26 protein-coding genes are annotated in these 24,896 nt (G+C 46.2%); 22 read left to right on the top strand and 4 right to left on the bottom strand.

All coding sequences use genetic code 11. From position 1 onward, the window contains the following. The 12 genes from infB to Ga0451573_RS02380 form a co-directional block, all read left to right on the top strand. Nucleotides 1–2,169 (top strand): translation initiation factor IF-2 (gene infB / locus Ga0451573_RS02435; RefSeq protein ID WP_231682272.1); only part of this gene is annotated, 2,169 nt, incomplete at its 5' end. A gap of 37 nt (nucleotides 2,170–2,206) precedes the next feature. After that, a complete protein-coding gene (gene rbfA, locus Ga0451573_RS02430) occupies nucleotides 2,207–2,563 on the top strand; it encodes a 30S ribosome-binding factor RbfA (protein WP_231682271.1) in 357 nt (118 codons plus the stop codon). Then, complete coding sequence (locus Ga0451573_RS02425; protein WP_231682270.1) at nucleotides 2,560–3,540, top strand: DHH family phosphoesterase; 981 nt, start codon at nucleotides 2,560–2,562, stop codon at nucleotides 3,538–3,540. Before rbfA ends, Ga0451573_RS02425 begins: the two co-directional genes overlap by 4 nt. 22 nt (nucleotides 3,541–3,562) lie before the next feature. Continuing rightward, complete coding sequence (truB, locus tag Ga0451573_RS02420) at nucleotides 3,563–4,531, top strand: tRNA pseudouridine(55) synthase TruB (protein ID WP_231682269.1); 969 nt, start codon at nucleotides 3,563–3,565, stop codon at nucleotides 4,529–4,531. 13 nt (nucleotides 4,532–4,544) lie between these two features. After that, nucleotides 4,545–5,477 (top strand): bifunctional riboflavin kinase/FAD synthetase, encoded by a 933-nt coding sequence (locus Ga0451573_RS02415; RefSeq protein ID WP_231682268.1) that lies wholly within the window; start codon nucleotides 4,545–4,547, stop codon nucleotides 5,475–5,477. A 132-nt stretch (nucleotides 5,478–5,609) separates the two neighbouring features. Beyond that, nucleotides 5,610–5,834: a hypothetical protein gene (locus Ga0451573_RS02410; protein ID WP_231682267.1), complete on the top strand. Its 225-nt coding sequence runs from the start codon at nucleotides 5,610–5,612 to the stop codon at nucleotides 5,832–5,834. A 12-nt stretch (nucleotides 5,835–5,846) separates the two neighbouring features. Then, nucleotides 5,847–6,068, top strand: coding sequence for a hypothetical protein (locus Ga0451573_RS02405; protein WP_231682266.1), 222 nt, complete (start codon nucleotides 5,847–5,849; stop codon nucleotides 6,066–6,068). A 115-nt stretch (nucleotides 6,069–6,183) separates the two neighbouring features. Next, complete coding sequence (rpsO, locus tag Ga0451573_RS02400) at nucleotides 6,184–6,453, top strand: 30S ribosomal protein S15 (protein WP_231682265.1); 270 nt, start codon at nucleotides 6,184–6,186, stop codon at nucleotides 6,451–6,453. Between the two features lie 143 nt (nucleotides 6,454–6,596). Beyond that, the gene (gene pnp, locus Ga0451573_RS02395) at nucleotides 6,597–8,741 is read left to right on the top strand and encodes a polyribonucleotide nucleotidyltransferase (RefSeq protein WP_231682264.1); all 2,145 of its coding nucleotides are present in this window, start codon (nucleotides 6,597–6,599) and stop codon (nucleotides 8,739–8,741) included. 81 nt (nucleotides 8,742–8,822) lie between these two features. Beyond that, nucleotides 8,823–9,668 carry a deoxyribonuclease IV gene (locus tag Ga0451573_RS02390; protein ID WP_231682263.1) on the top strand — a complete coding sequence of 282 codons (846 nt, stop codon included), beginning with the start codon at nucleotides 8,823–8,825 and terminating at the stop codon, nucleotides 9,666–9,668. Nucleotides 9,669–9,791: 123 nt separating this feature from the next. Beyond that, nucleotides 9,792–10,385, top strand: a complete 594-nt coding sequence (locus Ga0451573_RS02385) for a cell wall hydrolase (protein ID WP_231682262.1) — start codon at nucleotides 9,792–9,794, stop codon at nucleotides 10,383–10,385. Between the two features lie 584 nt (nucleotides 10,386–10,969). Further along, nucleotides 10,970–12,112 carry a glycosyl hydrolase family 18 protein gene (locus Ga0451573_RS02380; RefSeq protein WP_231682261.1) on the top strand — a complete coding sequence of 381 codons (1,143 nt, stop codon included), beginning with the start codon at nucleotides 10,970–10,972 and terminating at the stop codon, nucleotides 12,110–12,112. A 142-nt stretch (nucleotides 12,113–12,254) separates the two neighbouring features. Here the strand turns inward: Ga0451573_RS02380 and Ga0451573_RS02375 are convergent, their stop codons facing one another. Next, entirely contained in the window at nucleotides 12,255–13,133 is an 879-nt protein-coding gene (locus Ga0451573_RS02375; RefSeq protein WP_231682260.1) for a P63C domain-containing protein, read from the bottom strand. A 151-nt stretch (nucleotides 13,134–13,284) separates the two neighbouring features. Beyond that, entirely contained in the window at nucleotides 13,285–13,695 is a 411-nt protein-coding gene (locus Ga0451573_RS02370; protein ID WP_231682259.1) for a transposase, read from the bottom strand. A 491-nt stretch (nucleotides 13,696–14,186) separates the two neighbouring features. Here Ga0451573_RS02370 and Ga0451573_RS02365 point away from each other — a divergent pair, with 491 nt between their 5' ends. The 5 genes from Ga0451573_RS02365 to Ga0451573_RS02345 all read left to right on the top strand — a co-directional run bounded on the left by Ga0451573_RS02365 (nucleotide 14,187) and on the right by Ga0451573_RS02345 (nucleotide 18,294). After that, a complete protein-coding gene (locus tag Ga0451573_RS02365; protein ID WP_231682258.1) occupies nucleotides 14,187–14,906 on the top strand; it encodes a polysaccharide deacetylase family protein in 720 nt (239 codons plus the stop codon). A 12-nt stretch (nucleotides 14,907–14,918) separates the two neighbouring features. Further along, the gene (locus Ga0451573_RS02360) at nucleotides 14,919–16,049 is read left to right on the top strand and encodes a D-alanyl-D-alanine carboxypeptidase family protein (RefSeq protein ID WP_231682257.1); all 1,131 of its coding nucleotides are present in this window, start codon (nucleotides 14,919–14,921) and stop codon (nucleotides 16,047–16,049) included. Nucleotides 16,050–16,164: 115 nt separating this feature from the next. Continuing rightward, nucleotides 16,165–17,418 (top strand): M16 family metallopeptidase, encoded by a 1,254-nt coding sequence (locus tag Ga0451573_RS02355; protein WP_231682256.1) that lies wholly within the window; start codon nucleotides 16,165–16,167, stop codon nucleotides 17,416–17,418. A gap of 11 nt (nucleotides 17,419–17,429) precedes the next feature. Next, nucleotides 17,430–17,879 carry a dUTP diphosphatase gene (dut, locus tag Ga0451573_RS02350; RefSeq protein ID WP_231682255.1) on the top strand — a complete coding sequence of 150 codons (450 nt, stop codon included), beginning with the start codon at nucleotides 17,430–17,432 and terminating at the stop codon, nucleotides 17,877–17,879. Nucleotides 17,880–18,015: 136 nt separating this feature from the next. Then, nucleotides 18,016–18,294: a YlmC/YmxH family sporulation protein gene (locus Ga0451573_RS02345; protein WP_435052277.1), complete on the top strand. Its 279-nt coding sequence runs from the start codon at nucleotides 18,016–18,018 to the stop codon at nucleotides 18,292–18,294. A 5-nt stretch (nucleotides 18,295–18,299) separates the two neighbouring features. On the opposite strand, the gene Ga0451573_RS02340 is transcribed toward Ga0451573_RS02345, so the two are convergent. Together Ga0451573_RS02340 and Ga0451573_RS02335 are read right to left on the bottom strand one after the other, a co-directional pair. Further along, nucleotides 18,300–18,740, bottom strand: a complete 441-nt coding sequence (locus Ga0451573_RS02340; RefSeq protein ID WP_231682254.1) for a threonine/serine exporter family protein — start codon at nucleotides 18,738–18,740, stop codon at nucleotides 18,300–18,302. 419 nt (nucleotides 18,741–19,159) lie between these two features. Then, nucleotides 19,160–19,939, bottom strand: coding sequence for a threonine/serine exporter family protein (locus Ga0451573_RS02335; protein WP_231682253.1), 780 nt, complete (start codon nucleotides 19,937–19,939; stop codon nucleotides 19,160–19,162). Between the two features lie 211 nt (nucleotides 19,940–20,150). Between Ga0451573_RS02335 and dapB the strand changes: the two genes are divergently transcribed. From dapB to dapG, 5 genes are all read left to right on the top strand, one after another. Then, nucleotides 20,151–20,948, top strand: coding sequence for a 4-hydroxy-tetrahydrodipicolinate reductase (dapB, locus tag Ga0451573_RS02330; protein ID WP_231682252.1), 798 nt, complete (start codon nucleotides 20,151–20,153; stop codon nucleotides 20,946–20,948). 81 nt (nucleotides 20,949–21,029) lie between these two features. Then, complete coding sequence (gene dpsA, locus Ga0451573_RS02325) at nucleotides 21,030–21,956, top strand: dipicolinate synthase subunit DpsA (RefSeq protein WP_231682251.1); 927 nt, start codon at nucleotides 21,030–21,032, stop codon at nucleotides 21,954–21,956. 14 nt (nucleotides 21,957–21,970) lie between these two features. Next, the gene (locus tag Ga0451573_RS02320; RefSeq protein ID WP_231682250.1) at nucleotides 21,971–22,555 is read left to right on the top strand and encodes a dipicolinate synthase subunit B; all 585 of its coding nucleotides are present in this window, start codon (nucleotides 21,971–21,973) and stop codon (nucleotides 22,553–22,555) included. Nucleotides 22,556–22,652: 97 nt separating this feature from the next. After that, entirely contained in the window at nucleotides 22,653–23,666 is a 1,014-nt protein-coding gene (locus Ga0451573_RS02315; protein ID WP_231682249.1) for an aspartate-semialdehyde dehydrogenase, read from the top strand. A gap of 11 nt (nucleotides 23,667–23,677) precedes the next feature. After that, a complete protein-coding gene (gene dapG / locus Ga0451573_RS02310) occupies nucleotides 23,678–24,895 on the top strand; it encodes an aspartate kinase (protein WP_231682248.1) in 1,218 nt (405 codons plus the stop codon). Nucleotide 24,896: the final 1 nt, after the last annotated feature.

Here is a 24,896-nt window from a genome sequence, read left to right as displayed (position 1 = left end):
GGCACACGTCCAGATGGCAGGCCGCAGGGTGCACGTCCGGAAGGCAGGCCACAGGGTGCACGTCCGGAAAGCAGGCCTCAGGGCGCCAGGCCTGGAAGTAGGCCCCAGGGCACACGTCCAGATGGCAGGCCGCAGGGTGCACGTCCGGAAGGCAGGCCACAGGGTGCACGTCCGGAAAGCAGGCCACAGGGTGCACGCCCGGAAAGCAGGCCACAGGGTGCACGCCCGGAAAGCAGGCCACAGGGTGCACGTCCAGATGGCAGGCCGCAAGGGGCGCGTCCGGAAAACAGACCGCAGGGTTCCCGGCCGGGTGATAGGAGACCGGGGCAAAGACCTGGCGGGAGGAGACCGGGAGATAACAGAAATAATTTCAGGAAAAACAGGTCGGATGCTGCTCCTAAAGTTGAAGTTAAAAACCTTAAACCAGTAGTTATTGGGGAATCTGTTTCAGTTAAAGAGCTTGCCATGAAACTGGCTAAACCTGCAACTGACCTGATTAAAAAGCTTATTTCGTTAGGTGTAATGGCAACAATTAATCAGGAAGTCGACTCTGATACTGCTGCTATTATTGCCGGTGAATACGGACGTGAACTTGAAGTGAAGATTGAAGAGAACATCCTGGAAACCATTGACCAAATAGAGGATGATCCGGAAGACCTGGTATTACGTCCCTGTGTAGTCACCGTAATGGGACACGTTGACCATGGGAAGACATCTTTGCTTGATGCCATAAGGGAAGCGAACGTAACCGCCAGTGAGGCGGGAGGGATAACACAGCATATCGGGGCTTATCAGGTGGTTCATAATAGTAAAAAAATAACTTTTCTGGATACACCTGGTCACGAGGCCTTTACTGCTATGAGGGCAAGGGGGGCCCAGGCTACCGATATAGCGATTATTGTTGTTGCTGCTGATGATGGTGTTATGCCACAGACGGTTGAAGCTATTAACCATTCAAAAGCGGCAGAGGTACCTATAATCATTGCTATAAATAAGATGGATAAACCGGGTGCAAATCCTGATAAAGTTAAACAGGAACTTACCGAGTATGGTCTGGTTACTGAGGAATGGGGCGGTGATACCATTACTGTTCCTGTATCTGCTAAAACTCAGGAGGGTTTGGCGGACCTGCTGGAAATGATCCTGCTGGTGGCAGAGGTTCAGGAATTCAAAGCCAATCCCAAGAGACCCGCTAAAGGTACCGTAATCGAAGCTGAACTGGACAAGGGCAGAGGACCTGTTGCCACCATTTTAGTCCAGACAGGAACCATGGAAATCGGTGACTCGATTGTTGCCGGTCAGGCCCATGGTAAAGTACGAGCAATGGTTGATGATAAGGGCCGCCGGATAAAAAAAGCCGGACCGTCCACTCCTGTTGAAGTGCTTGGGTTATCAGATGTCCCGCTGGCAGGAGATTCATTTCATGTTGTCAAGGATGACAAGACAGCTAAGGAAATTGCCAATAAGCGGATCGATATAAGACGCGAAGAGGAGCAGAAGGTTACTTCCAAGGTATCCCTGGATGACCTCTTTAAGCAGATTAAAGAGGGTCAGGTCAAGGACCTGAACATTATTATCAAAGCTGATGTCCAGGGTTCCATTGAGGCACTGAGACAGGCATTGGAAAAACTCTCCAATGATGAGGTCAGGGTCAATCCTATTCACGGGGGCGTTGGCGGGATTACTGAGACCGATGTAATGTTGGCTTCCGCATCAAATGCGATTATCCTGGGCTTTAATGTGAGACCGGATGTGAATGCCAGGAAGGCTGCTGAAAAGGAAAAAGTAGACTTAAGGACATACCGGGTTATCTATGACGCCATTGAAGATATTAAGGCGGCTATGGTTGGTATGCTTGACCCTGAGTTTAAAGAGGTAGTTATCGGCAGGGTTGAGGTCAGGCAGACATTTAAGGTCTCTAAGGTCGGGACTATTGCGGGCTGTTACGTCCTGGAGGGCAAAATTTCCAAAAATGCCACAGTCAGGGTAATCAGAGGCGGCATAGTATTATTTGAGGGACAGCTTGATTCTCTGAAGAGATTCAAAGATGATGCCAAAGAAGTTGCTGAAGGCTACGAATGCGGCCTGACGATTGTCAAGTTCAATGATATTAACGAAGGGGATATAATTGAGCCGTTTGTAATGGAACAGGTTCAAAGAGAACTCTAAAACCGGAGAAAACAAAAGGCAGTTGGGGGTGAGTCTAATGACATCCCATAGAGCGAACAGGGTTGCTGAAGAAATAAAAAAAGAGATTACCCAGATGTTAAGAGAGGAAATAAAAGACCCGCGAATAGGTTTTGTTACTGTTACGGGGGCCGAAGTAACTCCTGATATCCGTTATGCTAAGGTTTTTGTGAGCATTTATGGTGATGATGATGCAAAAGTACAGTCAATGCAGGCACTTGAAAAAGCTAAAGGCTTTGTGCGCAGTGAACTGGGAAAGAGAATAAGGCTGAGATATACTCCGGAAGTAACCTTTAGGTTTGATTCTTCTATCGAATACGGGGCCCGGATAATGAAATTGCTTGAAGAAGTTAAGGATACGGAGAAGGAAACATGAACACTTTAACTGAAATTTCCGGCTGCTTGAAAAAAGGTAAAAGGGCTGTCATCTGTGGTCATGAAATGCCTGACGGGGACAGTATAGGGTCTGTATTGGCGATGGGATTTCTGCTGGACCAAATGGGGATCGAGAGTTATATTCTGACTCCTGACAGGATTCCGGCTGTCTATGATTTCCTGCCGCGCCCCGGTGATATTCGCACAGCGGATAACCTTCCGGAGAAATGTGATTTGGCAGTTATTTTGGACTGTACAGATTTAAACCGTCTGGGGGATAAGCTAAGCCGGTATATTTCCGGTATATCTGTGGTGGTTAACATTGACCATCATGTCAGCAATCAGGAGTTTGGACACTGCAATTACGTTGACTCTAAAGCTGCTGCTGCCGGAGAAATTGTTTTTGAACTGATTAAACATATGGGAGTTCCGCTAAGCCACAATATGGCAGTCAATCTTTATACTGCTATTGTAATGGATACAGGTTCCTTCAGATTTGAAAACACTACGGGCAGAACTCATGAATTGGCAGCAGAGCTGATCGGCACAGGTCTTGATATTTCAGGTATAAATAAGAATTTGTTTGAAAAAAAGGAGTTTGTACACCTCAAGCTTCTTGGATATGCCCTTGATCGTCTGAAAACGGCAGGAGAAGGGCGGATAGCCTGGATAAGCCTGCCTCTCGGGGTAATGCATGAATTAGGAGCAGCAGATGAACATGCCGAAGGGATAATCAATTATCCACGCATGCTGGATGGGGTTGAAATTGGGCTTTTGTTCAGGGAAATTGCTCCCGGGAAGGTGAAAGTAGGATTCCGTTCCAATAAGCATAGTGATGTAAACACACTGGCAGCTGCATTTGGAGGCGGTGGGCATCCCCGGGCTGCAGGCTGTCTGGTTGAAGGCAGCCTGGAAGCTGTGGAGAAGAAGGTAATAGCTTCATGTGCCAGGGCGCTGCAGATAGGGGTCAGTATTTAAATTTTCGTTACTGGTGGTTGATATGATAATGCAGTCCAGGGGGATAAACGGAATACTTAATGTTTTTAAACCGCCGGGAATGACATCTCACGATGTTATAAACTATTTGCGCCGGACCTTAAAGGAAAAAAAGGCCGGTCACACCGGGACACTGGATCCCGGAGTGGCCGGTGTACTGGCTGTATGCCTGGGGAAGGCTACCAGGATTATTGAATACCTGGAGGATAATGTCAAACGCTACCGGGCAGAGGTCACTTTTGGCTGTAGTACCGATACCCAGGACGGCTACGGGCAGGTGTTAAAGATAAGTGATGCTTCCAGCCTTTCAAGGCAGGAGGCAGAAAAAGCGCTGTTGGCTTTTAAGGGAGTTCAACAGCAGCTGCCGCCAATGGTTTCGGCGGTAAAATATAAAGGAAGAAAGCTTTATGAACTTGCCAGGGAAGGTTTGGAAGTCGAACGCATACCCAGGCCGATAGAAATTTTTGATATAAAGATAATTAAGCACCGGAAATTTGGCACACCCGGCCCGGGGCTGCTATTTGACATAACCTGCTCCCGGGGAACTTACGTTCGCACAATATGTCATGATTTGGGTGAGAGACTTGGGTATGGAGCCTGCATGTCATTCCTGGTAAGGACAGGAAGTGGACAGTTTAATTTGGAGGATTCATTGCTCTTGGAGGAAATTGTTGGTTTGCATGAGCAGGGGATGCTGCACAGTAAACTTATGCCAATTGACACTGCCCTGCCCCTTGAAGAGGTATGGGTATCTGAGGACACATTTGAATCAATTCAACATGGCAATAAGGTGTATCAGCCCGGTGTTATGCGCCAGCCTGCGACGCTTAGGGAAAACGAGTATGTGAAGCTGATGAGCCCAGAAGCAGGTTGTTTGGCTGTTGCCAGGGTTTCTGTCCGGCAGAAGGAAAGGGCCCAGTCCCCTGACTGTGAAGGCGGGCTGGTCTTTCAACCGGTTAAAGTATTCTGCTAAGGGAGAGATATCAATGGATATCCATCATGGACTGGAAGAAATTGCGGGAAAATATGATAATGCAGTAATAGCCCTCGGGAATTTCGACGGGGTTCACCTTGGCCACCGGGAACTCATAAAGAAAGCGATAGAATTAGCAGACCGGGCTAAAGGGATATCAGGGGTTTTTACATTTGCCCCACATCCGATGACAGTAATTCAACCGGACTGCAGTCCGCCAATGCTGCTTACAAAAGAGGAAAAAATCAAAGTTTTTTCAGAACTGGGTATAGGGGTTCTTATTATATGCCCGTTTTCGCAGGAAATCTCCCGACTGACTCCGGAACAGTTTGTCAGAGATATACTGGTGCAAAAGCTGCGCGTAAGCGCTGTGGTTGTAGGCTATAATTATAGTTTTGGCTACAGGGGTTCAGGGACATCTGAAATGCTCACAGAGTTTGGCGGCAGACTGGGCTTTGACGTAATTACGATACCACCGGTGAAGCGCCATGATACCGAGGTGAGCAGTACCCTGATACGAAGCTTGCTTCTGAAGGGGGACGTTTCCGGAGCCGCAGGTTTTTTAGGATATTATCCTTTTGTGGTTTCACGGGTTGTCACAGGAGACAGAAGGGGCAGGCAGATTGGTTTTCCGACCGCTAATCTTAATCTTCCGGAAAATATCCTTGTCCCAGCTAATGGGGTTTATGCCGTAAGAGTACATATTAAGGGGAATTCCTATAAGGGAGTGGCTAATGTGGGAATTAAGCCGACCTTTAATCTTAATCAGCCCAAAAACCTGGAAGTTCACTGTTTTGATTTTTCAGATGATATCTACAATACCAAAATCAAGGTAGAGTTTATTGGCAGACTGCGCGGTGAAAAGGGGTTTTCCTCGGTCCAGGAACTCATAACGCAGATTAATATTGATGTAAAAAATGCTAAGCTCTTATTGCAGGCATACTAAGGCATAAACAACGCAATTTTAAAATATACTAATTATAAGATGGTTTACATTTAGAAGATAATTTACATGTGTAGCAATATGTGTTAAAATTATTATCGGTAACCGCCCTTAAACTGGGGGGAGGCATTTGAGATGGTAATTGCTGTTTCTGATTCCAGAGAAGGGGAAATGAAAAAAGTAGTTGATCAGGTCGCAGAAGTATGTCTTAGTAAAGAATTCAATGATTTGAGGAAGGAACTGGAAAACGTTTACCTGAAGGATGAAATTGATAATGCACTTTTAACCGCATTTCAGGATGCCTTGTATTCAATTCTTACCGAACGGGAAGAGCTTGGCGGCGAAAAACATATTTATTAGGAAAGGTCCGATATGCGGATTTTGATTACAGAGCACGCCCGTAAGCGGCTAAGGGATTTACGCCAGGAGAAAATTACCGCGGCTGACATTGTAAATGCAGCCAGGGAGATTCCCGGGAAGATACCTACAGCCACAAGGTTTCGTGGGTTTTTTGCCGAGTCAGGACGCGTGTTCGATATAGTGGCTAAGGACATCCCCCAGGGACGTTTGGTTATTACTGTTATTGGAAAATAGTCAGCTAGGTAATACGGTTCAACAGACCGTTTGCTATAGAGAACCATCAGCTAGGAAATTCGACTCTCCGACGATTGTCTTGGCTAATGGGGATATAATAAAAGGAGGTGACATCGTGGTACTAGCTACAGATCAAAAGAAGCAGATAATTGAAAAATATAAGCTTCACGAGTCAGACACTGGCTCTCCTGAAGTACAGATTGCCATACTTACTGAACGTATCAATTATCTGACAGGGCATCTTAAAACCCATAAAAAAGACCATCACTCCCGGCGTGGTCTTCTTAAAATGGTTGGTCAGAGAAGGGCGATGCTTAATTATCTGAAGAAAAACAGCTTTGACCGTTATCGTGAAATTATTGAGAAGCTTGGATTAAGGCGTTAAAAAAGCGGGATTTGCCCGCTTTTTTTTCAGTGTTATTGATTAATGTGTATTTTTGCCATCAATAGAAGGAAATAATATGGTAAATATCTAAATTAAATTATTCAGGTCTGAAAAAAGACCAAAAGGAGGGGAAGTATCCCTTTATGACTCAGCAATCTAGCGGTATTATACGAAGCCTGCCGGTTGGCGGCAGGGAAATGTCTATCGAAACCGGAAGACTTGCGAAACAGGCAAGCGGCGCTGCTCTGGTGCGTTATGGTGACACTGTGGTCCTGGTGACTGCAACCCGTTCAGAAGAACCCAGGGAGGGGACCGATTTTTTTCCACTGACAGTCGATTATGAGGAAAGGCTGTATGCTGTGGGACGGATTCCCGGAGGATTTATTAAAAGGGAAGGCCGGCCCAGTGAAAGGGCAATTCTTGCTGACAGACTGATAGACAGGCCTATTCGGCCTCTATTTCCCAAGGGTTACCGGAATGATGTCCATGTTGTGGCAACCATTCTTTCTGTTGATCAGGATAACCCCCAGGATGTGACAGCTCTTACAGGAGCTTCTGCAGCGCTTACCCTGTCTGATATACCTTTTCAGGGACCCATTGCGGCTGTTGTGGTAGGGCGGATTGATGGTAAATTTATAATCAATCCCACTCTGGCCCAGTCTGAGGTCAGTGAGATGCACATTACTGTTGCCGGGACCAGAGATGCTGTCACTATGGTAGAAGCAGGAGCTAAAGAGGTTCCTGAAGATGTAATGCTTGATGCTATCATGTATGGACATGAGGAAATCAAGAAGATCGTGGAATTTATTAGTGAATTCAGGGAAATCGCTCTCAGGGAAGGTTATGCCAAGCCTGATTATGATTACAATGTATTTGCTGTCCCTGAGGAGATTGAGACAGAGGTAAGGGCTTATGCCCTGCCAAAGGTGGAAGCGGCAGTCAGGGAGTGTATCGAGAAAAAATTGGCCAAACAGGCCCGGGAAAAATTTCTGAAGGGGCTTAAAGAGGAAGTCAAACAGTATTTTGCTGAAAAGTACCCTGAAGAAGACCGGGCAAAATACGTTGGCAATGCTATGGACAAGCTGGAAAAAGAAGCTATGCGCAGGTCCATCCTCGAGGACCGGATTCGTATTGACGGTCGTGCTCTGGATGAAGTCAGGCAGATAACCTGTGAGGTATCTGTGCTTCCGAGAACTCACGGTACCGGACTGTTTACCCGGGGACAGACCCAGATACTCAGCGTTATTACCCTTGGTGCAGTAGGTGATGAGCAGATTCTCGACGGTCTTGGAGTGGAGGACTCCAAACGTTACATGCACCACTACAATTTCCCGCCGTATAGTGTTGGTGAAGCAAGATTTATGCGGGGGCCGGGCCGCAGGGAAATCGGACATGGCGCTCTGGCAGAGCGCGCTCTGGAACCGATGATCCCACCAGAGGAAGATTTTCCTTATACAATAAGGATTGTATCTGAGGCCTTGGAATCAAACGGGTCTACATCTATGGGCAGTGTCTGTGGTTCCACTTTGAGCCTGATGGATGCCGGTGTTCCAATTAAATCGCCTGTATCCGGTGTAGCCATGGGCCTTATCAAAGAAGAAGACAAGTTTGCCGTACTTACAGATATCCAGGGAATGGAAGACCACCTCGGTGATATGGACTTCAAGGTTGCGGGGACTGAAAAGGGGATAACCGCAATCCAGATGGATATTAAAATAGCAGGGATTAACCGGGACATCCTGAAAGAGGCCCTGGAACAGGCCAGAAAAGGCAGAATGTACATCCTGCAGAAAATGCTGGACGTAATTTCTGAGCCGAGGCCCGACCTTTCACCATATGCGCCCAGGATTATTACCACAACTATTGATCCTGACAAGATAAGAAATGTAATTGGGCCAGGTGGCAAGACTATTAAGAAGATTATTGATGAAACAGGGGTCAAGATTGATATCGAAGATGACGGCAGGGTGTTTATTGCAGCTGTTGACGGTGAAGCAGGCAAAAAAGCCCTTGAAATTATTGAGAGCCTTACTGCTGATGTTGAAATAGGCAAGATTTATCTGGGGAAAGTTGTCAAAATCACTGATTTTGGCGCATTTGTGGAGGTGCTGCCCGGTAAGGAAGGGCTTGTGCACATTTCCCAGCTTGCTGAACAGAGAGTCGGTAAGGTTGAGGATGTTGTCTCTGTCGGAGATGAGATTATGGTCAAGGTTATCAAAATTGATGAGCACGGCAGGGTGAACCTTTCCAGAAAAGAAGCCTTACGTGCCCAAACAGCAGAGAAGTAAAAGTAAAAACCGATTAACAATCGGTTTTTACTTTTTGCTTCAGGTTAATTCAGGTTAATTTAGTGGTTGGAGGATTGGTTTATGAGAATAGGTATCCATACCTCAATCAGCGGCGGGTTTGGAAAAGCTGTTCAGCACCTTGTAGAACTGGGGTGTAATGCCTGCCAGATGTTTTCCCGCAGTCCCAGAGGAGGCAAAGCACGGGACTTGAAAGAAGATGAGGTCACCACTTTTAGGGAACTGTGTTCGGCAAATGATATTAACCCTGTAGCTGTTCATATTCCCTATGTGCTCAATCTGGCCACTTCTGACCCTGATATGCACAGGTATGCGGCCCAGATGGTCAGGGAGGATATGGAGAGGGCAGATGCTCTTGGGGCTGCTTATCTCGTACTTCACATGGGCAGCCATAAGGGTAAAGGAATTGATGAGGGACTCAGCCAGGTGGCCAGGGCGCTGACCAGTGCTTTGCAGCAATATAGGGGCAAAACCGTTTTATTGCTTGAAAACACCTCAGGGGCGGGTACGGAGGTAGGCTTTCTTTTTGAGCACCTGGCAGCGGTTTTGGAAATGCTGGAGATTGATAATACAGGTATTTGCTTTGATACCTGCCACGGTTTTGCGGCCGGGTACGACCTGGCAACAGGTGAAAAGGTTCATGAAACGTTAAGTCAATTTGACAGCATTATCGGGATTGATAAACTCAGATTGATTCATGCCAATGATGCCATGTTTCCCCTGGGTTCGACCAGAGACAGGCATGCTGATATCGGGGCAGGGTATATCGGGGAAAATGGCTTTAGGGCCATTCTGGGCCATCCTCTGCTGAAGGACAAGCCCTTTATCTTGGAAACGCCGGCAGCCGGTGATGACGACTGGAAAAGGAATATTGATGTTTTGAAGGCACTATCTAATGGTAATAATTAGTGGTTGCCTGACCCTCTTGTTTTTAGTATAATCCATTAGTAACTTCCTGCCGGACAAACTGACAAAAAATGTAATTATTAACTGTGATTATAGTTTGAAACAGTTTGACAGGAGGGATAACGAATGGATAAAGTAAAACAAATGATTTTTTATCATGTTACCGGAATTTTTGTAATGCTGATGTTAGCGGTTTTTTCTATGCCGGGAGCAGATAATGCAAAGGTTACCAGAGAACTAGCCATGGGTCAGGTGGGTTGGGATGTCCGGCAGACTCAGGAGGCGTCCGGTGACCGCATTTCTGAGCGGCCTGCTGTACGCACGGTTGATACCCGTAATGTTAGTGAACCTGTTTCCCGGGGAGTTTCCCGGAAGGAAGTAACTATGCTGGCCAGAGCCATACACGGTGAGGCAAGGGGGGAAAGCCTCCAGGGACAGGCTGCCGTTGGCGCTGTTATCGTAAATAGGACTCGTTCCGGGAGTTTCCCTGATTCCATAGATGGGGTTATTTTTCAGCCAGGGGCATTTGATGCAGTTGACGACGGCCAGATATGGCTGGACCCGGATCAAAAGTCTGTTAAAGCCGCAGAGCTGGCTTTAAGCGGATATGACCCTACGGGTGGAGCCATCTATTATTGGAATCCGGTAACCTCTACCAGCAGGTGGATATGGTCGCGAGCGATTATCACACAGATTGGTGAGCATGTCTTTGCAAAATAGGCGGCATTTAATATGCCGTTATAGCTTATTGACAGACCTCATATATTTTTAAGTATTAAACTGTAATATAGACAGGGGTAGATGAATTCCACGGGCGGGGCCCCCAATCCGTTACCGAACCCCGGCCTTTTAGAAAGGCCGGGGTTTCGACGGATCGGGGGGACCCCCAGACATCTCCGCCGGCATCCGCTCCCGCTTTGCGGGTCGCGGGCCGGACGGACGACAGACTCCGCCCTCCGGAACACATCTACCCCTGTCTTAATAACATTTCAAGCTTAAAATTACTGACTTTGTCAGCAGTCTGTAACAGCATCTAATATGCCGCCATAAATTGGATAAATTATTCCCAATTGTCAAGAAAATGCCTGGAATGCTGCTCTGAATGGAATTCTTGCACTCGAGCGCCGGCTGTTTTTTGGTTTTTGTTCCCACTGATGAGAAAAAAGGTGATTTTAATCGGGGCGTTTTTAAAATTTAATTTCTTATACATGGGGTCAACAGCAGGATACAATCCTGAGATTGTCCATCGCCTTATCAGCCACTATAATTGAATAGATTGACGTGAAGGCAGAAAGGGGAGCAAAATGCACCAAAATACAAAGAAAAGTATTTTTTCTACAGTCACTTGTTATTTCCTGATATTCAGTATGCTATTTCTAATTATGCCGCAAGTGACCTGGGCCGCACCGGAGTCACGCAGCACCGCCGCAAAGGGCAAGGGATTTATAAACCTGGTCCGGGAATGGAATGACCGGTACCTACGGGCAAACAGTGGCAAAGAGGTTTTGGGTTACTACACCAAGGATTGGGCTACTGATACCCTGTCGCAAAGGTCTTTGGAAAGCAATATCGGCAGAATTACAGGTGTTGCCACATTTTCCTACACATTAACATCTTCAGGTCAAATAACAGGAGAGACCCCAAAAGAAGCGTTGGCAACAGCCAAGAAAAATGATATCGAAATTTATGCCCTTGTTCATAACCTTATAAAATCGGGTTTTGACCGGACCTTAATACATAATGTATTATCAAGTCCCGAACTGCGGGCCAAAACAGTTGACAGTATTTACACAACCTTAGCTTCTAATGGTTTTGACGGGGTTAATATTGATTTTGAGAATGTCCCTCCGGGGGACCGCCAGGCTTTGAATGAATTTATGACTCTGCTCAGGGAAAAGCTTGCGCCGGAGGGATTTAAGGTTACCATATCTGTCCCGGCAAAGACACGTGACAATACCAGCGATGGATGGAGCGGGGCATTTGATTACCAATATCTTGGCAGTGTGGCAGACCGCATTATGTTAATGTCTTATGATGAACACTGGGTTGGCGGAGACCCAGGGCCTGTGGCGTCAGTTCCATGGGTAGAAAATGTGGTTACCTATTCTTCAGGGGTGATCCCAAAGGATAAAATCCTTTTAGGTATTGGTAATTACGGTTATGACTGGATTGTGGGCAAAGGGGGCTATAAGGCAGTTCCGGCCAACAGCGCTCTGGCGCTGGCAGAAAAATACGGCGCTGTTATTGAATGGGACGACTATTCCCAAACCCCCTATTTTTATTACTGGGAAAATGGCCAAAAACACGTGGTCTGGTTTGAAAGTCCTGAGAGTGCCTCTTTTAAGCTGAATCTGGTTAATGAATATGACCTTAAAGGGGTTGCTCTGTGGCGGCTGGGATTTGAGTCCTGGGGATTCTGGGACAAGGTCGAGGATAAGCTTGTTTGAATGGAAACTGAAGATAAATTTTAAATAGGGGTAGATGTATTCCTCCGGCGGGCTACGTCTCCGCCGGCTACAGCTCCCGCTTTGCGGGTCGCTGGCCGGGCGGACGACAGTCTCCGCCTTGCGGAACACATCTACCCCTATTTTATTTATCATCTTCAGTTTCATCAAACAAAGCGGTTTGTTCTCCTTCAGGAGAAGGGAAAGCTCTTGCAAAATGACGCTGAAATACAGACCAGTTCGGGGATATTCTCATAATTGCAATTAATTGTAGTAAATGGTCTCTTAAATCAGGCTGCCCAATATCCTCTGATAAGTATTGAAAGAATGCTGCTCCACGTCTCCATGTTTGTTTGTTTTTTACAGGGTTTAATTCTCTTAGTTTGTCTAATACAGGAGGAGGTAGTTTCTTATAAACTAATTCGTTTGTAAGTTTTCCGACCAGTTTAGGTCTTTTTACACTTAAAGGGCTATAGTTCCATCCTCGAAGCCTAAATAATTGACGATAGTATTCGTCTGGAAACATCTTAGCCCACTTAAGACGTTCTTCGGATAGATATAGTGATAAAAATTTTTGTAGTTCATCTCTATCTCGTTCTGCTTGATAGCCAGTTACTTCGTCAACAAGTGCAATAATACCAACTGTAGCAAAAGCTCTAATAAGTATATCAGCTTGAGCCGCCATTCGCATCTGGTGTGTGGGTAAAACTCCCCGGTCACGGGCATTTAAGACTGCTTGGCAAATTTCAGGTAATACCCATGCTTCGTAACCATGTGTTAAGGCAGCTCCTTTAAATACAATAGGTTCTTCAATAGCTATAGTTAATTTATCAGAAATAAATGGCTTAAGGGATTTTGAGTCGGTAATTCGCTTTGCTCCCTGGCCTCGGCCCGAAAGACCTAAAGAAGTAGTTACAGTTCTTCCCGATAATACTCGTCTGCCATCTTCAAGAACATAGCACTTAATATTTACGTCACCCACTTTAAGAATGCCTTTATGTGTCGCCTTTGGAAGCTTTTCCACCAAATAACACCTCCCAATTACTAAAAAAATAGGATGAGTGAGTCGAAGTTCGGATGATTTTTATGGCGGCAATAAAATTCATCTATGGTTGCATTTAAAATTTTATTGATGCCATAAAAGAAGTCTTTGAGTATTCGGTTTTTGAATCAGGTTAATTTTCTCTTTGACTGTAGGTTAAATGAACTATGTCTTGAAGCAATTCTCGTTGTTCATGAATAGCTTCACGAATCCTCGTAACCATATACCAAGCGGTGTCTTTATTTACTGCTAAATTTTTTGCAAGTTGACGAGAACTGATAGCCTTTGTAGCATTTAGCATTAGAGTAATGGCTAAAAACCATTTTTGCAAATCAATGTGCGTTCTATGAAAAATTGTACTGACAGTTGCACTGTACGAAGTATTGCAAACGTTACAATGATGCCTAAATTCTTTTTTCATTGGTGTTGAGTTTGTTGAGTTACAGTAGGGGCACTTTGGTTTGCCCTTCCATCGAACATTTTCAAGGTGAGTAAAACAAGCTTCTTTAGTAGGGAATTTTTTGTAAACCTCAATAATGTTCATTTATACCTCCATAAACTGTCTATTTCTAAGACATACAATATACCATAAACAGGAAAAGGTCAAGAAAAAAAACTACCGTAAAATGGGGCATAATAACAATTGTTTTTTGCCAGCGGCCATGGAAATGGCGTAATATAATATGGTGAGGTGTTGTACAAGGTTTTCCTTGCGCTGCTGCCGTGAGAAATATTACTGCAGTTCCGCTAAGCGAAGTCCGGGACGCGGGCCACGGACGGCCCGCGCCGCCACTGAGCTACGGATGGCGAATTGGCGGTGTTCCCGGACTTCGCCAGGAACAAAGTTATATTTCTTCGGCTGTAGCGCGAAAAACCGGTACAATACCTCACTATATTTATGCACAGCCATTTCCGGTGGATGCAATCTATTTCCGGCTGACTGCTGATTAGTGAGAATATATGGCTAGGACAGTGAATAAACATCTATAGCGAAGAGTAGTTAATTGGAGAGTTGCTTCGGATGGAGGGATTGGGATGAGGATATATTATTTGAACTTTAATTATCTGATCAGAAGAGCCATCACTGTTTTGCTGGCGCTGTTGTTTATCCTGCTGCTGTTCAAGGTGGTCCAGTATAATCTCTTTAAACCTGCTATCAGCAACTTTGACCCGATTTATCAGGGCAGCACAGATCAGAAAAAGATTGCCCTGACCTGTAATGTAGTTTGGGGTGAGGAGTATATTCCCGGGATGCTGGAAGTTTTAAAAAAAAACAATGTCTCCATGACCTTTTTTATGGGGGGTAAATGGGTTGAGGATTTCCCGGAACTGACAAAGGAGATTGCAAAGAATCACGAACTGGGCAACCACAGTTATTCCCACCCACACCCGACCTTTATATCCAAATCAGAGAATATCAGTGAAATAAAACAAACAGATGAAGCAGTATATAAAATAACCAAAGTAAGAACACGCCTGTATGCCCCTCCATATGGTGAATTCAATAAAACCGTATTGCAAGCCGCCGGAGAGAGCGGTTATCGCACAATTCTCTGGAGTATAGATACTATAGACTGGGAGCGGCCGGCTCCGGATACGATCGTTAAAAGGGTAACCGGCAAAGCCCATAATGGCGCGATAGTATTGATGCATCCCACTGATCCCACCGTGAAAGCGCTTCCTTCCATAATCGCTGCATTAAAGGGAAAAGGATATCAGCTAACCACTGTTTCCGATGTCCTGGGCATTAAGTAAGGAGAGAATAGTTTGGCTAACCCTCAGAAAATAATTATAATGATTTTGGTTGTGATTCTATTTTTCGGGATCGCTCCGGCAGCGCCGGCAGCGGAATTTACCGGAATATCGGCTGATGCGGCAATATTAATGGATGCCGGGACAGGGCAGGTTTTGTTTGCTAAAGAACCCTTCAAAAAAAGGCCGCCTGCCAGTACCACGAAAGTGTTGACCGCTTTAACAGCTATTGAGACAGGCAGCCTTAAAGACATGGTTGAAGTCAGTGAAAAGGCAGCAGGAACAGAGGGGTCAAGCATATATCTTTCTGCAGGCGAGACCCTTACCCTGTCTGATCTGCTTTACGGAGCCCTGATGAGATCAGGTAATGATGCCTGTGTGGCTATTGCCGAGTATGTTGCCGGCAGTGTTGAGCGGTTTGCCCAACTGCTGAATATCAGAGCTCTGGCTATGGGTACCTTGAATACGCATTTTACCAATCCTCACGGTCTGCCGGATGAGGAACACTATACGTGTGCTTATGACCTTGCTCTGATTGCGCGGCATGCCCTGGGAAATGAGAAGTTTTCCGAGATTGTCGAAACCAGGGATAAAGTTATCGATTGGCCTGGCCAGGAGTGGGACCGGAGACTGCATAATACCAATAAACTCCTCTGGAGCTATTTATGGGCAGATGGTGTCAAGACAGGGACCACAGATGCTGCCGGGAAGTGCCTGATTGCTTCAGCAAGCAAGGATAACCGGAGGCTGATAGCTGTGGTGCTGCACAGCGGGGACAGGTGGGGAGATTGTATCAGGCTTTTTGAGTATGGATTCAATCAGTATGAATATTCCCAGGTGGCAGTAGCTGGGGAACAGTACAGGATGCTGCAGGTTCAAAACGGTGCTGCAGAAGATGTTCCGGTACTGTATGAAGCTGACCTGGGTATACTTATACCATCCGATGACTCCGGAGCCCTGGAAATAAAGCCTGAAATTAGGGCTTACCCCTCCGCTCCCCTGAAAAAGGGGGAGGTTATCGGTTTTGTAAGTTATTATATTAATGACTGTTACACGGGAAAAGTTAAACTTATAGCCGGATGTGAAGTGAAGAAACAAAAGCCCTGGCATAGCTTAACCAGGTGGTTAAAGTCATCGCTGACATAATGGGTCAATATTCTAACTCGATTTTCCGATTATTGTGGAGGATTTTTGATAAATGTCTCGAATTTTAAACAGGTATATGCGTTTGACATCGTCGTTTAGGGGGAGGACATTATAAGTGTATAAAAAAGAGACATTAGCAAATGGAGTAAGAATAGTAACTGAAGAAGTACCTTATGTCAGGTCAGTTTCTATGGGCCTTTGGGTGGGCGCGGGTTCCAGGGATGAAAATGAAAGTAATAACGGTATTGCACACTTTATTGAACATATGATGTTTAAAGGAACTGCCAAGAGAACAGCCAAGGGTATTGCAGAGGCCCTTGATGCAGTAGGTGGGCAGCTTAATGCCTTTACCTCCAAGGAATATACCTGTTATTATGCCAAGGTTCTGGACGAGCATATCGATGTAGCGGTAGACCTGCTCAGTGACATGTATTTCAATTCCCTTTTCAGGGAAGAAGATATTGATAAAGAGAAGAATGTTATCATTGAAGAAATAAAGATGTATGAGGATACACCCGATGAACTGGTACATGATATTTTTACCAGCACCCTGTGGTCCGGTCATGCTTTGGGCAGGTCTGTCATCGGCACTGAAGACATAATCAGAACTATAGACAGAGAAAAGCTGCTTAAATTCAGAAATGACAATTATGCTCCGGATTCTCTCGTGGTTGCAGTAGCCGGGAATATCAAACATGAGCAAATTGTGGCCAAACTGGCTCCACTGTTTGGCACGATTAAACCCTGTACCAGAGAAAGAATATACTCTCAACCGGTGACTGAATGCCGGATAAGCACGAAAAAGAAGGATACTGAACAGGTACACCTTTGTGTAGGAACCCCCGGGCTGCCAATGGAGCATGAAGATATTTATGTCTTACACCTGATTAACAGCGCTTTGGGTGGAGGGATAAGTTCCCGCCTGTTCCAGGAGATCAGGGAAGAACGGGGATTGGCTTATTCCATTTTCACTTATCATAGTTCATACAGGGATGCCGGTCTTTTTTCCATATATGCCGGTCTCAGCCGGAACAACCTCAAGGAGGTACTCTCCCTGATAAGTGCGGAATTAAATAGCGTCAGGAAAGAAGGCATAACTGCAGAAGAGCTGGCAAGGGCCAAGGAACAACTAAAGGGCAGTGTGCTCCTGGGCTTGGAAAATGTAAGCAACAGGATGACCCGGCTGGGTAAATCAGAGCTTTCAGTAAACCGTGTTATTTCTGTAGAAGAAACAGTGCAGAAAATTAACAAGGTCGGTTTTGAAGACATAAAAAGGCTTGCAGACAGCTTTTTCAGGTGTGATAATATTGTTATAGCCTGTGTTGGTCCCGAGGTGGATGAAAAAGAACTTAGATTGTCGATTGATTAATGGAGGAGTAAATGGACAAGGTCAGGGTTTATGTTAGCAGAACAGATGCCGGCAAGGGGCTGCCCCTGCCGCAGTATATGACTCCCGGGGCAGCCGGAATGGATTTATTGGCTGCAGTCGGGCAGCCAGAGGTTTTAATGCCCGGTGAGATAAAACTGATCCCTACAGGGTTGTGTTTAGCGCTGCCACGTGGCTATGAGGCGCAGATAAGGCCCAGGAGCGGCCTGGCCCTGAAACACGGTATTACTTTGGTAAATACACCTGGGACCATTGACTCTGATTACAGGGGCGAGATAGGATTAATCCTGATAAACCATGGACAGGCTCCCTTCGAAATTAACAGGGGTGACCGGGTCGCCCAGATGGTAATTAACAAATTTGCCCGGGCTGAATTTGCCGAAACAGAGAGCCTGGATGATACCCAAAGAAGCTCAGGAGGTTTTGGGTCTACGGGAAAATAATTTTTAACAATTCTATGGAATAGCCTGGGACACCCTCTCATAAACATTATATGAGGGTGTCTTTTTTTGATAACAGATTTTCCCTGCAGTTAAACCGGATGAGAGCGGCGACTTTTATTTAAAGAGGGTGTGGAGATTGGGTTATCTGAGAATGAGTGACCTTGAAGGGAAAGAGGTTATTAATATGGTCGATGGGGCAAGACTGGGAGTGATCGGTGAAGCTGATATGGTAGTTGACTGCCACACCGGAGAGATTCAATCAATTATATTGCCCCGCAGAAACAACTTTTTCAGTTTATGGATGGACCGGCAGCACATAATTATTCCATGGCAGTCAATAAAAAAAATTGGCAATGAAGTGGTGATTGTTGAATTGGATGGGACAGTACCCAACCTGACCAGATATCCCGGATAGCTTTTTTACTTCTCCCCAAATCTGCCGACCCGGCGGCGGAAAAAACGGACGGTGATGGGTACGATGGCAAGTCCTGTTGCCAGGTATGCTGCAATCAGTAAGGCCTTAAAGGCCAATGCTATCCCTTCAATATAGCGGCTGTTAATAAAATCCAGCATCGAGTCATAAGATGTAATACCCGGTACCAGGGGAATGATACCTGATACTATATAAACGGTAACCGGCTGTTTCTGTATTCGCGACATTATTTCAGCAAACCCACCAATAATAATAGCGCCGGAGACTGATGCAAACAGAGTGGAAAACTTAAGTTGTATCAGTATATTATAGACTGTCCACCCAAGCATACCGGTCAGACCTGCGGTAACCAGCGCAGATTTTGGAGTCTGCAGTGTAATCCCTGTGAACAGTGTTGTCAGGAAAGCCAGAAACATTTTTATAAGCATCGTGTTTTCTCCTTTCAAGGTCAAAATGTTAAGGGTATAGCATTCTTATGTTCAGGGTTTCAAGCCTGAACTTTTGTTTTGTTACTTCACTTTAGGCTCCAGGAAATGACCCGTGTAATATGGTGAGGTGTTGTACAAGATTTTCCTGGCACTGCCGCCGTAATGAGTGTTGCTGCAAAGCACCGGCATCAGGGCAGGGAGTCCCCGCATGTTCGAAGATGGCGAAGGCCGCCGGGAAGTTTTTGGCTTGCCAAAACGAGAGGCGGCTACCCCGTGAGACAAGCCCAATGAGCCATCGAGTTCGGGGACGATGCCCTGATGCCGGGGATTGGCAGTTTAGACTCATAGGCGGCAGTGCGGAAAATCGGTACAATGCGTCAACATATGCTGCCAGGTCATTTTCGATAGCCAACATAAGGTTAAAACAAATAGTTCCGCAGATGCCCGTGATACATAGACAAGGCTACCCCGACCCCGTTGGCAAGGGCTGCCGCAATAAGCAGCCCTTCAACCATCCTCAGGGTCCCGGACAGCAGATCCCCCGAAATAAAATCCCTTACCGCATTTGTCAGAGTTATGCCGGGATAAAGCGGGAGCAGCGCCCCTACGATAATCTTGTCCAAATGATAACCAAAGCCCAGGTCAACAAATAAGCTGCCGCCAAACCCCGCAAAAATTCCTGCCAGGAAAATCTGCAGTACATATGCCAGGTTAAATGCCGTTACTCCAATAATAGTCCTGACCATGGCTGCTGCCATAAAAGCCGGAAGAAAATCCGCCCAGTATCCTCCCAGGAGGATTGTGGCCGAGCCTGAAGCGATGCCTCCCGCGGCAAGGTTACCCCAAAAAACTCTGCGGTCCGGTTTGCCGGTATCCAATTCCCGGGCAATGGCCAATCCTTCATTAAGTGAAATTCTACTACAGGCATATTTTCGGGAAACATCATTTACAACGGAAATCTTGTTGAGATTGGTTTCCCTGGCATGTATCCTTTTGGCCCGCGTAACCCGGACATTATCATAGAGTGCATTTATGATTATACCTGTTGGAAATACAATTACCTCAATCTCTGTAAGACCTGCTGTTGAACATATCCGATGTACCGTGTCTTCAACACGCGGTGTTTCAGCCCCGTTTTCCAGCAGCAGTTCCCCTGCCAGACCGGCAAATTCCAAGGCCTGATGTCCTTTATCATTCATTGAGTGTGACCACCCTGTATGTATAAGTTGATATATATATTAGTTTGCCAGAGCTTGGGTGATATATTCGCACAGGTTAGTCAATGTTTCGCCCTTGACATCTGAGCCCATTTATAAGAAAATAAAGTTTAAGGTATTTGGTGTAAACTGGTCAGTTATTGTCCAATTCACCGGTACAGTTCTGGAAATATACAGGAGGTCTGGATATCTCATGCTAAAAGTAATCGTGGCCGGAGCCGCCGGCAGGATGGGACGCGAAGTCGTTAAAGCAGTCCTGGGCGAAAGTGACTTATCACTTGTGGGAGCTGTGGATATAAACAATCATGGAGAGGATATAGGCCTGCTGACAGCGGGAAAACCCTGCGGGGTGCCTGTTACCGGAAACCTCGGGCGGGTTATTGAGGAAACCCGGGCAGAGGTAGTTGTTGACTTTACTACTCCGGATAGTATCAGATCCAATCTTAATACCGTTCTGACTCATCATGTGCATGCCGTAGTTGGCACAACAAGCTTGTCTGAAGAGGATATTGCCAATATTAACCGGATGGCCGGGGAGGCAGGAATTGGTATCATTATAGCCCCTAATTTTGCTATTGGAGCGGTACTGATGATGAAATTTGCCACAGAAGCAGCGCGGTATCTGCCAAATGTTGAGATAATTGAACTGCACCATGACCTGAAGCTGGATGCTCCTTCAGGAACAGCAATTAAGACAGCTGAACTGATAAAAGGGAGCAGGGAAACATGCCGCCAAGGCCACCCTGATGAACAGGAGAAGTTCCGGGGCGTCAGGGGCGGGGAATATGACGGGATGAGGATTCACAGTGTTCGTCTTCCGGGATTGACAGCCCACCAGGAAGTTATCTTTGGCGGGCTTGGTCAGACCCTGACCATAAGGCACGACTCCATTAGCAGAGAGTCATTTATGCCGGGCGTAATCCTGGCAGTCAGAAGAGTCGCAGAGCTGAAAGGAGTGACCTATGGTCTGGAGAAACTTTTAACTGAATAAGTGAAACCGGTTCTATACAAGCACCTCCCTTTGCATCAATTCATATACTGTCAGTAGTTGGTGTACAAAGGAGGTTGTGGCATGAGTTCGATACTCGCGGGAGTATCCGCTGCGGTCCTTGGAGGAGACGACAGGGAACTTATTCTCGTTCCTCAGCTGGCTCAGCTGGGTGCTAACGTCAGAGTGGCCGGAATAACTAAATTCATCGGGAACAATCTGGTCCAATACTTTGAATCGGCAGTGGAAGCAGTAAGTGGCGCCCGTTTCGTTATTTTGCCCATGTCGGGCATTGATGAACAGGGTAAAATAATGGCCAGGTATGGGCTGAAACCCCTCAGGTTTACTAAGGACCTGATCAGATCCTGTATTGATGACTGTACTGTCATTGTTGGATTTGCCCGCCCGCTGCTCAAACAACTGGTTGCTGAACGAGGCCTTGGGTTGGTGGAAATTGCAGGAATGGATGAAGTGGCCATTATGAATTCCATCCCTTCTGCGGAAGGGGCTCTTCAAATGGCTATGGAAGCCACTGATATCACTATCCACGGCAGCAATGCGGTTGTGCTTGGTTTTGGCAGGTGCGGCCTAACCCTTGCCCGCATGCTGTCTGCTCTGGGGGCGAAAACCTCTGTAGCTGCCAGGAAGCGGGCAGACCTTGCCAGGATTGCCGAAATGGGAATGGAGCCTTTAAACTACAGTCAGCTGCCTGGGTGTCTTGAAAAGGCTGACATTATATTTAACACCGTTCCTTTCCTTGTATTGGATGAGTCTCTTTTAAGGAAGACAAAACCTGTGGTGTACATCTGTGATATTGCCTCAACGCCGGGAGGTGTTGACTTTAAGGCGGCTGCTAAGCTGGGCCGGAATGCTGTTCTGGCTCCGGGCCTGCCGGGAAAAGTTGCCCCCCGTACCGCAGGATTGATATTGTCAAGAGTTATTCCGGACATAATGGTAAGCGAACTCGCCAACACTTCGTCTTTATCTTCTCTGGAAGAAGACAGAAGGTAGTCGGGGGTGCTTTAATGGAACTTAATGGTGTTAAAATAGGTTTTGCTGTTACAGGTTCACACTGTACTGTCAGAGAAGTCCTGAATCAAATACCCCGCCTGATTGAAAGCGGAGCGGAAGTGTACCCGGTTATGTCATATAGTGTTGATTCTATTGATACAAGATTTGGTAAGTCAAGTGAATGGAAAGAACTGCTCAAAGAAGCGACCGGGCATGATATAATAAAAACAATTGTGGATGCGGAACCGATTGGGCCAAACGTATTATTTGATATTATGGTTGTTGCGCCGTGCACCGGTAATACCATAGCTAAACTGGTCAATGGAATTACCGATACACCTGTTTTAATGGCTGTAAAAGCCCATTTGCGCAACCAGAGACCGGTAGTCATGGGAATATCAACAAACGACGGTCTGGGAATCAATGCTAAGAATATCGGCCTGCTGCTCAATATGAAAAATATTTATATGGTTCCCTTTGGACAGGATAATCCACAGGTAAAGGCCAATTCCCTTGTGGCAAACATGTCATTAGTGGCCGAAGCCATAAAATCAGCCCTGAAGGGAAAACAATTACAACCGGTAATTATCCAATATTAAAAAGAATAATTTCTGGGGATGGGTGTGCCGGGCAAGTTGACTTGTACTCGTCGGTGTGAACAATATATATATTTATTCAATTTACGGAGGGATATTTGTGAAAAAAATTAATCTAGCGGTCGTAGGCGCCACCGGCGCGGTTGGACAAGAGTTATTGAAGATTCTGCGGGAGAGGAATTTTCCTGTTGGAGGCCTGAAGCTTCTTGCCACTGAAAGGTCAGCCGGTACCAAAATAAATTGGGAGGGCAGGGACTATACAGTAGCAGCTACGGCTAATGAGGCTTTTGAGGGTGTTGATATCGCCCTTTTTGCCGGGGGCTCAGCCAGTAAAGAGTATGCCAGGGAAGCCGCCAAACGAGGGGCTGTGGTTGTTGACAACAGCAGCGCTTTCAGGATGGATAATGATGTGCCTCTGGTTGTCCCTGAAGTAAACCCTGAGGATGTCAGGCAGCATAAAGGTATTATTGCCAATCCCAACTGTTCGACAATCATAATGGTGGTTCCCCTTAAGGTAATTCACGATGCTGCCAGGATCAAAAGGGTTGTAGTGTCAACATATCAGGCTGTATCCGGGGCGGGTAAGGAAGCTATCGAAGAACTGGCCGCTCAGGTGAAAATGTTTGCCGAAGGACAGCAGGAAATCAATCCGGAGGTTTTCCCCCATCAGATTGCCTTTAACCTCATTCCACATATAGATGTTTTTTCCGATATGGATTATACCAAAGAGGAATGGAAAATGGTCAATGAGACCAAAAAGATAATGCATGATGACAGTATCGAGATAACCGCGACAACTGTTAGGGTTCCTGTATTTAGAAGCCATTCTGAGTCGGTAAATATTGAAACAGAGCGCAGGATTACACCGGCAGAAGCGAAAGAAATACTGTCCAAAGCTCCCGGGATAATTGTTCAGGATGACCCCGGAAAGAGGGAATATCCCATGCCTCTGTATACCTCTGACCGGGATGAGGTTTTTGTCGGACGAATCAGAGAAGATAATTCAATCGCCAATGGTCTGAATATGTGGGTAGTCTCTGACCAACTGCGTAAAGGCGCGGCCACTAATGCTGTCCAGATTGCGGAGCTGGTGGTAAAATACGGCTGCTTTTAGGAGATGATTGTGTGAAATACCTGGTGCAGAAGTTCGGTGGGACATCACTGGTTACTCCTGAACTGAGGGAACAGGTGGCCCGTAAGATAATTGCCGCTAAAGATGAGGGATATGCTCCTGTGGTAGTTGTCTCAGCCATGGGACGGCAGGGAGACCCATATGCTACTGATACCCTGGTAAAATTCGTTGAGGGTATTAATTCATCAATCTCTCCTGAGGCTTTGGATAATCTGATGGCCTGTGGTGAAATTATTTCTGGAGTAACCATGGTGGCTACCCTTGAAGGACAGGGACATAAGGCTGTTTTTCTGACAGGAGGCCAGGCCGGCATTATTACCGATAACGGGCACACTGATGCCCATATAGTTAAAGTTGACCCCAAACTGATTCACCAATATGTCTCTGAAAGAGTTATTGTTATCGTGGCCGGTTTTCAGGGGCAGACAGAAAATGGCATGATTACGACCCTGGGACGCGGGGGCAGTGACACCACCGCAGCGGCTCTGGGGGTAGCACTTAATGCTGAGGCAATTGATATTTACACTGATGTGGATGGGATTAAGACAGCTGATCCCCGGATAGTTGAGAACGCCAGAACCCTTGATGAGATTACGTATAATGAAATATGCCAGTTGGCCCATGAAGGGGCCAAGGTGATTCACCCCCGTGCCGTGGAAATTGCAATGCAAAAAAATATTCCCATCAGGGTCAAGTGTACCTTTTCCGATGCCCCGGGAACCCTGGTCACTGCTTCCTATGACAAGCGGGTGGAAATCAAACGGGACCGTATTATCTCAGGTATTACACATATTCCCAATGTAACTCAGATTGAGATTACCACATCTGAATTTCCATCATCGGAGTACCCTCAGCTTAAAATATTTAAAGCAATGGCAAATGCCGGAATCAGTGTGGACTTTATAAATATACATCCCGATGTGGTAATTTATACCGTGAAAGACGATATTGCCGGCAGAGCGGTTGGTCTTCTGGAAGACATGGGGTTTGCGCCTATTGTTACTCCAAAATGTGCCAAGGTTTCGGCAGTGGGCGCCGGAATGGCTGGAGTTCCGGGAGTTATGGCCAGTATTATTGAAGCCTTGGTGGCTGAAGATATTGGGATACTCCAGACAGCTGATTCACATTCCACAATTTGGTGTCTGGTAAAACAGGATGATATGGAAAAAGCCATAAGGGCTCTGCATAATTATTTCGCTCTGGGTGAATAAG

It is taken from the genome of Phosphitispora fastidiosa (assembly GCF_019008365.1).
Lineage (GTDB): Bacteria > Bacillota > Thermincolia > Thermincolales > UBA2595 > Phosphitispora > Phosphitispora fastidiosa.
The sequence above is the reverse complement of the archived record's forward strand: the minus strand, read 5'-3'. Positions and strand labels throughout refer to the sequence as shown.

Coding starts and splice junctions, on each gene's coding strand:
- rbfA (WP_231682271.1), top strand. CDS start 2,207: ATGACATCCCATAGAGCGAACAGGGTTGCTGAAGAAATAAAAAAAGAG.
- Ga0451573_RS02425 (WP_231682270.1), top strand. CDS start 2,560: ATGAACACTTTAACTGAAATTTCCGGCTGCTTGAAAAAAGGTAAAAGG.
- truB (WP_231682269.1), top strand. CDS start 3,563: ATGATAATGCAGTCCAGGGGGATAAACGGAATACTTAATGTTTTTAAA.
- Ga0451573_RS02415 (WP_231682268.1), top strand. CDS start 4,545: ATGGATATCCATCATGGACTGGAAGAAATTGCGGGAAAATATGATAAT.
- Ga0451573_RS02410 (WP_231682267.1), top strand. CDS start 5,610: ATGGTAATTGCTGTTTCTGATTCCAGAGAAGGGGAAATGAAAAAAGTA.
- Ga0451573_RS02405 (WP_231682266.1), top strand. CDS start 5,847: ATGCGGATTTTGATTACAGAGCACGCCCGTAAGCGGCTAAGGGATTTA.
- pnp (WP_231682264.1), top strand. CDS start 6,597: ATGACTCAGCAATCTAGCGGTATTATACGAAGCCTGCCGGTTGGCGGC.
- Ga0451573_RS02390 (WP_231682263.1), top strand. CDS start 8,823: ATGAGAATAGGTATCCATACCTCAATCAGCGGCGGGTTTGGAAAAGCT.
- Ga0451573_RS02385 (WP_231682262.1), top strand. CDS start 9,792: ATGGATAAAGTAAAACAAATGATTTTTTATCATGTTACCGGAATTTTT.
- Ga0451573_RS02380 (WP_231682261.1), top strand. CDS start 10,970: ATGCACCAAAATACAAAGAAAAGTATTTTTTCTACAGTCACTTGTTAT.
- Ga0451573_RS02370 (WP_231682259.1), bottom strand. CDS start 13,695: ATGAACATTATTGAGGTTTACAAAAAATTCCCTACTAAAGAAGCTTGT.
- Ga0451573_RS02365 (WP_231682258.1), top strand. CDS start 14,187: ATGAGGATATATTATTTGAACTTTAATTATCTGATCAGAAGAGCCATC.
- dut (WP_231682255.1), top strand. CDS start 17,430: ATGGACAAGGTCAGGGTTTATGTTAGCAGAACAGATGCCGGCAAGGGG.
- Ga0451573_RS02340 (WP_231682254.1), bottom strand. CDS start 18,740: ATGCTTATAAAAATGTTTCTGGCTTTCCTGACAACACTGTTCACAGGG.
- Ga0451573_RS02335 (WP_231682253.1), bottom strand. CDS start 19,939: ATGAATGATAAAGGACATCAGGCCTTGGAATTTGCCGGTCTGGCAGGG.
- dapB (WP_231682252.1), top strand. CDS start 20,151: ATGCTAAAAGTAATCGTGGCCGGAGCCGCCGGCAGGATGGGACGCGAA.
- dpsA (WP_231682251.1), top strand. CDS start 21,030: ATGAGTTCGATACTCGCGGGAGTATCCGCTGCGGTCCTTGGAGGAGAC.
- Ga0451573_RS02320 (WP_231682250.1), top strand. CDS start 21,971: ATGGAACTTAATGGTGTTAAAATAGGTTTTGCTGTTACAGGTTCACAC.